This window comes from Flavicella sp. (genome assembly GCF_029238425.1).
Lineage (GTDB): Bacteria > Bacteroidota > Bacteroidia > Flavobacteriales > Flavobacteriaceae > Flavicella.
The window spans coordinates 1-2,597 of sequence record NZ_JAQWGB010000161.1 but is presented as its reverse complement, the minus strand read 5'-3'; the positions used below and the strand labels follow the sequence as shown (position 1 = coordinate 2,597).

At 35.7% G+C, this 2,597-nt stretch carries 3 protein-coding genes; all 3 read left to right on the top strand.

The features are described 5' to 3' along the window. Positions 1–969: NAD-dependent epimerase/dehydratase family protein (locus tag P8H68_RS11150; protein ID WP_300324988.1), on the top strand; the 969-nt coding region annotated here is incomplete at its 5' end. Next, a complete protein-coding gene (locus P8H68_RS11145; protein ID WP_300324985.1) occupies positions 966–1,385 on the top strand; it encodes an adenylyltransferase/cytidyltransferase family protein in 420 nt (139 codons plus the stop codon). The genes P8H68_RS11150 and P8H68_RS11145, both read left to right, overlap by 4 nt. Before the next feature lie 88 nt (positions 1,386–1,473). Beyond that, positions 1,474–2,421 carry a GDP-L-fucose synthase gene (locus P8H68_RS11140; RefSeq protein ID WP_300324982.1) on the top strand — a complete coding sequence of 316 codons (948 nt, stop codon included), beginning with the start codon at positions 1,474–1,476 and terminating at the stop codon, positions 2,419–2,421. Positions 2,422–2,597 lie beyond the last annotated feature (176 nt).

Below are 2,597 nucleotides of genomic sequence, written 5' to 3'. Positions count from 1 at the left end.
GCCTTATTGGAAAAAGGACATGTTATAGTTGGGCTAGATAATATCAACGATTATTATGATGTGAATTTGAAATATGCACGTCTGAATGAATTGGGTATAGCTAGAAACGACGCAGAGATTTTTCTAAAGGTTTCAGAAAGTGAAAAGTATAAATCATCTTTTCAATTCGTAAGAATGAATTTGGAAGATCGTCAGGAATTGCCTGGTTTATTTACAGTGCATCAATTTGATGTGGTAGTGAATTTAGCCGCACAAGCTGGCGTTCGTTATAGTATTGAGAATCCAAATGCATATATAGATAGCAATATTGTGGGCTACTTAAACATCTTAGAATGTTGTCGTCATTATAAGATCAAACACTTATTATACGCAAGCAGTTCTAGTATATATGGTGAAAACAAAAAAGTACCATTTTCTACAGAGGACAATGTAGATCATCCAATCAGTTTGTATGCAGCTACTAAAAAGAGCAATGAATTGATGGCATATACCTACAGTCATTTGTATGATATTCCAACGACAGGTTTGCGCTTTTTTACAGTCTACGGACCCTGGGGAAGACCTGATATGGCTATTTATCTATTTGCTGATGCAATCTCGAAAGGAAAAGCTATAAAAGTATTTAATAAGGGTAATATGTCTCGCGATTTTACCTTTATCGATGATATTATAAAGGGTATTGAAATTTCACTAGAAAACCCACCAATTAAAAACGAACAAAACCCAGCCTATAGAATATCAAATATAGGGAATGGGAGTCCACAATCTCTGGATGACTTTATCAAGGCCATTGAGAAAAGTTTTGGAACAGAAGCAAAAAAAGAATTTTTACCCATGCAAGATGGAGATGTATCTCAGACATGGGCTGATGTTTCGGAATTGGAGAAATTAGGATATAAAAGTAGCGTAGGGATAAAAGGAGGAGTGGAGCAGTTTGTAATATGGTATAAGAATTATAATAAAAAATGAAGAAGAAAGCAATCATTGTATCAGGATATTTTAATCCATTGCATAAAGGACATTTAGAATACATCAATAAGGCAAAATCTTTAGCAGATGCGCTTTTCGTGATTGTAAATAATGACCAGCAACGTGCATTAAAAGGTAGTAAGGAATTTCAATTAGAAGAGGAACGCGTGCTAATCGTGTCAAACTTAAAAGCAGTGGATACGGTTGTATTGTCGGTAGATTCGGATAGAACTGTTTGTGCTACGATAGAAAAGATCGCAAATGAATTTGGAGCAACTTTTGACTTGGCATTTGCGAATGGTGGAGATCAAAATAATGAAACGATACCTGAAATTGATATTTGTAATAAAATGGGAATAATATTGTTAGATGGACTGGGGGATAAAATACAGTCTAGTAGTTGGTTGTTGAAATAGAGGTGAGACGAAGACTTTGAGAAAATTTGATAAAGACAAGGTCTAAGCTAGGGGCAAAGTAGCATAAAAGAAAGACAGAGAAAATAAAATGAATAAAGAAACTAAAATATACATTGCAGGTCATAGAGGAATGGTGGGTTCCGCGATTTGGAGAACCTTAGAAGCTAAAGGATATAGCAATCTTTTAGGAAGAACGAGCCAAGAATTAGATTTAAAAGATCAAATAGCTGTACGTTCTTTTTTCACAGAAGAGCAACCGGAAGTTGTGATTGATGCAGCAGCTAGAGTTGGAGGTATTTTAGCAAACAATGAATATCCTTACCAGTTTTTAATGGAAAATATGCAGATTCAAAATAATTTGATAGATGCTGCCATGATTCAAAATGTGGATAAATTCATTTTCTTAGGAAGTTCTTGTATTTATCCTAAGTTAGCTCCTCAGCCATTAAAAGAAGAGTATTTGTTAACAGATTCCTTAGAACCTACGAATGAATGGTATGCCATAGCAAAAATAACAGGAGTGAAAGCTTGTCAGGCGATCCGAAAACAATTTGGGAAAGATTTTGTGAGTTTGATGCCTACCAATTTGTACGGTACACATGATAATTTTGATTTGAAAACATCACATGTGTTGCCAGCGATGATTCGTAAGTTTCATGAAGCAAAACAAAACGGTGAGCCTGTCGAACTTTGGGGTTCTGGAACACCTATGCGTGAATTTTTATTTGTGGATGATATGGCAGAATCGGTTATCTTCGCACTTGAAAATAAATTGCCTGAGCATTTATATAATGTGGGTACAGGTGAAGATTTGACAATCAGAGAATTGGCAGAAACCATCCAAAAGGTAGTGGGACATACTGGCGAGTTGATTTGGGATAGCTCAAAACCCGATGGTACACCAAGAAAATTGATGGATATTTCTAAAATGCATGACTTAGGTTGGAAACACAAAATAGACTTGCAAGAAGGAATTAAAAAGACCTATGCTTGGTTTTTGGAGAATATAGAAAACGTAAAAGAAGTAAAAATCTAAATCATTGGAGACTGATAGGTCAGTGCGAGGACGGTGAGCTTGTCGAACCGCCAACGAACGGATTTTTGAAGTCTTTAGAATATGGTAAGTTTAAGTACACTTCGACAGGCTCAGTGTACGTGAAAAATAAAGATATAAATTATCAGAGACTGAGTGGACAGTGAGTGGACAGTGAG